Annotated in this window: 6 protein-coding genes; 1 reads left to right on the forward strand and 5 read right to left on the reverse strand. The window is 47.5% G+C overall.

Annotated elements, in window-relative coordinates; genetic code table 11:
- Positions 1-44: 44 nt before the first annotated feature.
- From ADA01nite_RS08930 to nth, 5 genes are all read right to left on the reverse strand, one after another.
- Positions 45-920, reverse strand: coding sequence for a YitT family protein (locus ADA01nite_RS08930; protein WP_170230208.1), 876 nt, complete (start codon positions 918-920; stop codon positions 45-47).
- A gap of 112 nt (positions 921-1,032) precedes the next feature.
- Entirely contained in the window at positions 1,033-2,661 is a 1,629-nt protein-coding gene (locus ADA01nite_RS08935; RefSeq protein WP_146809611.1) for an N-acetylmuramoyl-L-alanine amidase family protein, read from the reverse strand.
- Between the two features lie 236 nt (positions 2,662-2,897).
- Entirely contained in the window at positions 2,898-4,793 is a 1,896-nt protein-coding gene (gene pepF, locus ADA01nite_RS08940; RefSeq protein ID WP_443092714.1) for an oligoendopeptidase F, read from the reverse strand.
- A gap of 157 nt (positions 4,794-4,950) precedes the next feature.
- Entirely contained in the window at positions 4,951-5,097 is a 147-nt protein-coding gene (locus ADA01nite_RS21995) for a hypothetical protein (protein WP_170230209.1), read from the reverse strand.
- 284 nt (positions 5,098-5,381) lie between these two features.
- Positions 5,382-6,029 (reverse strand): endonuclease III, encoded by a 648-nt coding sequence (nth, locus tag ADA01nite_RS08945; protein WP_146809612.1) that lies wholly within the window; start codon positions 6,027-6,029, stop codon positions 5,382-5,384.
- A 413-nt stretch (positions 6,030-6,442) separates the two neighbouring features.
- On the opposite strand from nth, the gene ADA01nite_RS08950 reads away from it, so the two are divergent.
- Positions 6,443-6,664 carry a hypothetical protein gene (locus ADA01nite_RS08950; RefSeq protein ID WP_146809613.1) on the forward strand — a complete coding sequence of 74 codons (222 nt, stop codon included), beginning with the start codon at positions 6,443-6,445 and terminating at the stop codon, positions 6,662-6,664.
- Positions 6,665-6,773: the final 109 nt, after the last annotated feature.

Raw genomic sequence — 6,773 nt, forward strand, 5'->3', positions numbered from 1 at the left:
TTTTCATATCGGGGTTGCGGCTGAGATGCCATGATGGTTTTGTATTATTGATTTTCGGATGCCAGATGACTACGCGCCGGCGAGGGAAAGCTAAACCCTTCCCCTTGCACTTCTTTTGCCTCCAGGGCAAGAATAAAAGCGCGAGGATCAATCTCCGCGATAACACGACGCAGTTTATCCATCTCATACAACTGCACGACGACCAGCAGTACCTCCCCTTCGCGGCGCGAATACCCGCCCATGGAATGAAGCATGGTCACCCCGCGCACGAGGCGTTCGTGAATCGCCTTCGTAATCTCATCCGGCTGACTGGAAATAATAATGACACTGCGCTGCTTTTGAAAACCTGACAGCAGCAAATCAACCAGCCGCGTACTTACGTATACGGCGACAATGGTCAGCATCGCTTTTTCAACGCCGATAATCAAGCTGGAGAGGGAGATAATCGTAAAATCAATTCCAAATAAAAATTTTCCCAGGTCGATGCCCCGGAACTTATGCTGCAACACGCGCGCGATAATATCCCCTCCGCCCGATGTACCGCCGACACGAAAGATTAACCCCATCCCTATCCCTGCAATAATGCCCCCATAAATCGGGGCAAGAATCACATTCTGAAGCGGGGGCACCGTCCAATTCGATGTAAGATCAATGAAGATTGACGTTGCTAACATTCCGTATGCGCTTCTTATAAGGAATCCGCGTCCGAGCACCAGGTAACCCACGATAAAAATCGGAATATTAATCAAAATAATCAGAAGGCCGACCGGCGTATCAAACTTATAGTGCAAGAGCAGAGAAATACCTGTCACGCCACCCTGCGCCAGCTTGTTGGCGACGAAAAAAAAATTTACCGCAATGGAATACAAAAAACTTCCAGCTGTAATGAATAAAAACGGGCGAACTCGCTGCCACACCATTCTTTCGTATGCTCCTTCCACATTCATGTTATCTCTCTCATCTTAGATAATTACAAGAAAAAAAGAAAGGTCCTTCCTTATATTTTGAAGAACCTCTCTTTATTATCAATGTTTAATGATGTTTGTTGTAATATTCGGTAATAGCGGCTGCCATCGCTTCGCCAACCCGTTTCTGAAACGCTGGATCGAGCATTTTTTTGTTTTCCGCAGCGTTAGTTAAGAAGCCAACTTCAATAAGTGCGGACGGCATTTGTGTATTTTTTATCACATAGTAATTTGCGGTACGCAGGCCGCGGTCAGTGAATCCGGTTGCCTGTATCAGATGTTTATGCACGATCGATGCGAATTCTTTGCTTCGTGACGTATTATAATACGTCTCCGTTCCGTGCGCGCTCGCGGTAGCTGCATTTGCATGGAAGGACAGGAATACATCCGCTTTCGCACTGTTCGCCTGCGCAACCCGCTCCTGCAGCGTCGGATATGTATCACCTGAACGCGTCATAATGACTTTAAAATTCGGATTCTGCTTCAAAATCGCTGCCGTTGTCTTGGCAATCGACAATACCAGCGTTTTCTCATAGTTACCTGCCGTGCCGGCCGCACCGGAATCTTTACCGCCATGGCCAGGGTCAAGGACAATAACAAACTGACCCGAGGGCTGCGGATTTGGTACGGGCGTCGGAGTTGGCGCCGGTGCCGGTGTTGGTTTGGCTTCTTTCAGCGTGACTTTTGTTACACCTTCCTCTGCGGTAATGCTGTACGTATGCGGCTCAAACAGTTGAATAACTACCCGCACTCTATCAGGCGATTGACTGTACTGGCTGTAGCGTACACTCTCCACCTTCGAAGACGTAACAAATGCGTCTACCCCGTCTTTTATGCGGGCATGGTTAAAGTCGATCACAATTCGGTACGGATTGTCGAGCGTAAAATGGCTGTACGACATCTTGCCTTCAGATTTGATGCTAATACCGTCATCCGTCCGGGAAATTCCGGTAATATACTGCAGCTTGTCCAATGCGCATTCGGTCTTGCTTTCGTTCCAATCGGCTTTCGCTCCAATAACCTGTGAAAGAAACTCTGGAGTAACAGCAAAGCTTCCATCAATTAAACGATACCCGTTCGCCTGCTTGGCGGACGCCTGAGCGATGGTATATTTCTCTGCTCCTTGCTCAAGAATCACTTTCCCTGCCCATGTTTTCACAGTATAGCCGAGCGGCTTCGCGACATCATCCACTTTCACGAAGTGCCCGTAAGGCAGTTGATAAACAGGTGCCTGTGTAACGGTTTTTCCGTTAATAGCAATGCTTTTCTTCTTGTTGATGATGACTGTGTTGGCTGCGGCGTCCCATCCAATGGTCGCCCCTAACCACTCCCCGACTTGACGCAGCGGCAAGAATGTACGATTTTTTATAATCTCGGGCGCTACCTCAAGCGTCATCGCTTTTCCGTTTACATAGGCGGTTCTGTTGCCTGGTTTCATGGTGATAATCTTTCCGGCGCGATCGCTAACCGTCACCGTATTTGTGCTTCCGTCCCACTTTACTTCAGCCCCGTACGCTTCCCCTGCAAAATAAATCGGGACCAGCGTGCGTTTCTGTACTAGCTGTGGCGGAACGTCAGGCTTCACTTCCGTGCCATTCACCACAAGTGACATGGCAGGAGCTGCCTGCACTGCCGTAGGCACCACCCAGGCCAGGATTAATAGAAATGCCCAAAGCAGCCATCCTTTTTTTCTCATCTTTTTCTCGCTCCCTTACCTCTCTAAGTTGCCAGTGACACATCTCCTTTCCGATTGAACGTTTTGCGCATAAAGATTTGGACAAGCCAACCTCTAATATAGACGCAAAATACGACAAATTGTTTTCCTACAATAGCACTATTTTTATTCATTGTATAATAATAGAAAAGTTCCTTGTTTTCTTATTCCCGGTAAAGTAAAAGGAGCTGCTGAGAAGCAGCTCCTATTTTGCCTGCTTATTTCGTTGACTCTATCTCCTTCGCCAGTTCTTCCATTTCGTCCAGTAAGCGGGCAAATACCTGCAGCGCTTCGACCACCGGTTGAGGCGACGCCATATCAACACCTGCTTTGCGCAGCAATTCAATCGGATAGTCGGAACCCCCGCTACTGAGGAAAGTCAGATAACGCTCGACCGCCGGAGCGCCTTCGTTTAGGATTTGCTGCGAGAGTGCCGTCGCGGCGGAGAAGCCGGTCGCGTACTGGTAGACGTAGAATTCATTATAGAAATGTGGAATGCGTGCCCATTCCATCTTAATGTCTTCGTCCACAACCATATCCGGCCCGTAATAATCGATGTTCAAATCGTAGTACAGGCTGCACAGGGTCTCAGGCGTCAATGCTTCGCCGGCTTCCACCTTCTCGTGAATCAGCTTTTCGAATTCGGCAAACATGGTCTGACGGTATACCGTACCGCGGAACTGTTCGAGGTAATGATTGAGCAGATACATTTTCTGCCGCGGATCGTCTGTGTTTTTAAGCATATAATCCATCAGCAACGATTCATTCAGCGTCGAGGCCACTTCCGCCACAAAAATTTTGTACTGTGCATCAAGATACCGCTGATTCTTGTCGCTATAGTAGCTATGAAGTGCGTGCCCCATCTCGTGCGCCAGCGTAAATAGATTGTTGACATTGTTCTGGTAGTTCATCAGTACAAACGGATGCGTGCCGTACGCGCCCCATGAGTAGGCTCCGCTCGTTTTTCCTTCATTCTCGTACACATCAATCCAGCCGGACGTAAATGCCTCTTTCAATACGCTCGCATAATCTTCACCCAGCGGTGCAAGCCCCTTCTGTACCAGCTCAAGTGCCTGATCGTATGAAATTTGCATTTTGACTTCTTTGACCATCGGCACATACAAATCATACATGTGCAACTCTTCGACACCAAGCAGCTTTTTGCGCAGTGAAACGTAACGGTGCATTGCCGGGAGATTATCGCGCACCGCCTGAATTAGATTGGTATATACTTCAACCGGAATGTTGTCATTATCGAGCGAAGCAGCAAGCGCAGACGGATATTTTCGAATCCGGGCATAGAATACGTCTTTTTTTACGCTGGCGTTGAGCGTGGCCGCAATGGTGTTCTTCTGCTTGCCGTATGTGTCATACATCGCTTTGAACGCTTCCTGACGAACACGGCGGTCCGGGCTTTCCATGAATTGAATATAGCGGCCATGCGTCAATTGAACTTCTTCTCCATCCTCATCTTTGATAGCAGGAAAAGTCATATCCGCGTTATTGATCATACCGAAGATTGTCTGCGGGGCCTGTGCCAGCTCACCGGCCTGTGCGATGATTCGCTCTTCTTGCGCGCTCAGCACATGCTCTTTCTGCCGCTTGATTTCATTTAAGTAAAAGCGGTATGGCTTTAGTTGCTCGTCCGCGATATAACTGTCGAGGCGCTCATCCGGCATGCTCAAAATTTCCGGCACGAGAAACGACAGCGCGCTGGAGACGCGAATACTTAGAGAGGCCGCCCGGTCGGTCATCGCCTGATATTTTGTGTTTGTGTTGTCCTCATCCCGCCGCATACGCGCATACACATAGACGCGCTCCATGGCCAGGCCGAGTTGTTCGTACGTCTTCATACACTCGGCCAGTATTTGAGGTGACTCATTCAGTCGGCCCTGATACGTCTGGATTTGCGCAATAAGTTCCTGTACTTTCTTATATTCATCCTCCCAGGCTTCATCAGATGGAAAAATACTTTCCAGCTTCCATTTAAATTTCGGGTTCACTTCCGAACGTTTCGGGAGCGTTTTTTGCGAAGTTTGTTCCATAGTATGGCGCGGTATCGTACCGCTTCCCCCTTTCATCATTTGGAAAATACAGACGCAGCATAGCGCCATTTTCTCCCTTCCCTTTTATCATTTCGCATCTCGGGAAAAGAATTCCTCCCTTTGACTTTACCATATCTATGTATGTACCCGTCACAAAAACATGCTTCACTTCTTTTCCCCATAAGGAAAGCGGCCGCATCTTTCGACGGCCGCTTGTAGGAATTTCCTAGAAGGCGTAATCTTCCCTCATCGTATCTGCATGGTCATCACTATATGTCTCACAGGCAATCTCCCGGCAATCCAAACATTCCGCCCGGTTTCTCTCCCATGAAGCCAGCTCTCTGCCGCAAGAAATGCACGTATCTTTTGTCATCCGTCATGTCTCCTTTCATTTTTAGTTGGTGGATGAAAATTTTTGAAGTAAGAGGATAGACTTTAGAGAAGAAAAAGGCCAGTTATATCATCAGCACAAATAGGCTTGTGATATAACTGGCCGGTATCGCTTTTTCCTCTCCGGTTTGTCGTCCCGGAGTTCAGTCGATCCCTCAGTTGTTTTGCAGAAGAAAACAGAAACATCACTGGGAGTGGAAGGGCAAACTTCCATCGAGTGATAGTACTATTATATAGTACTATTATAAAATTATCAATATATTTTTATTATTTTGTCTTCATCCTTTTTTTACCTTCCCGGCAAATGTCAAGAAGCGGACACACTTCACACCGCGGATTAACCGCTTTGCAGTGATAGCGTCCGAAAAAAATCATCCGGTGATGGGTAATCCCCCATTCTTCACGCGGCACTTTCTTCATTAGTGTCTCTTCGACCTGCAGCGGGCTGTCTTTCCATCGGGCAATCCCCAGGCGCTTGGAGACGCGCTCCACATGGGTGTCAACCGCGATGGCCGGGACATCGAATGCGGTAGATACGACTACATTGGCGGTTTTCCGCCCGACGCCGGGCAATTTGACGAGCTCACTGTGCTCCCGGGGTACCTCTCCTCCATAATCTTCAATCAGCATGCGAGCGAGCTTCTGAATGTTTTTCGCCTTGTTGCGATATAAACCGATGCTGCGAATGTCCTGCTCCAACTCCTCCAGCGGAACGGACAGATAGTCTTCCGGGGTCTTATACTTCTCAAACAAATGAGGGGTGACTTTATTGACAAGAGCGTCCGTGCACTGCGCCGACAGCAGCACGGCAATCGTCAACTCAAACGGATTGCTGTGATTCAATTCGCAATGGGCATCCGGAAACATCTCGGCAAACGTGTCGAGAATCCGGCGCATTTGTGCTTTTGTTACCAAGTTTCTTCACCTTTTCTTTAGAGATAGAAATAAGGAATTGGAGGTAAGAGGCCGGAAAAATTCCGTCCTCGTATCCATATGAGATTGTCCATATAAAACATTATTATACGCAATTTATTTAGGCTCAACATTAAAAATGTGGTTAACCGTTTGAAACGTATACAATGTATGGCAAGGAACGGGAGAAGGGATAGGCATGTCACTTCGTTACGCTCCGCAGGCACGTATAATAAGGCCAATCCAGGAGATGAGTTGCAATTTTTTCCGCCAATGGATAGACTATTATAGATAATATTTTCTAAAGGTCGATGTAAGATGGAGAAGATAAGAGGCGGAAGAAGCTGTCCCTCCCTCTTCAATCTCCATCTCTTTATTCTAAATTTTTCCATGATATTGAAAGGTCGGAGAAAAGAATGGCAAAAATGCATGTGATTTATAAAGAGGACAAATGGAACATGATTACGGCCGAAGTGGAGGGCTCCCGCATTACGGTACGGGAAATCTCCACGGAATGGGGCGAGGATACGTATGTGCTGAATGGCCGACACGAGCTGCTCGACTGGGCCAAGAAACATTTTACTCCGGATAAATATGATAATTCTGCAGAGATTCTGGAGAAGCTTCAGCAAATATAGGAACGCAAAGAGTACACGAAAACTGAATTGTGAAGATCAAACACATGTGGAAGCAGAACAAAAAACCACCATGGCTTTTCAGCCGCAACCTCGACATGAAAATTACGAG

The organism is Aneurinibacillus danicus, from assembly GCF_007991215.1.
Taxonomy (GTDB): Bacteria; Bacillota; Bacilli; order Aneurinibacillales; family Aneurinibacillaceae; genus Aneurinibacillus; species Aneurinibacillus danicus.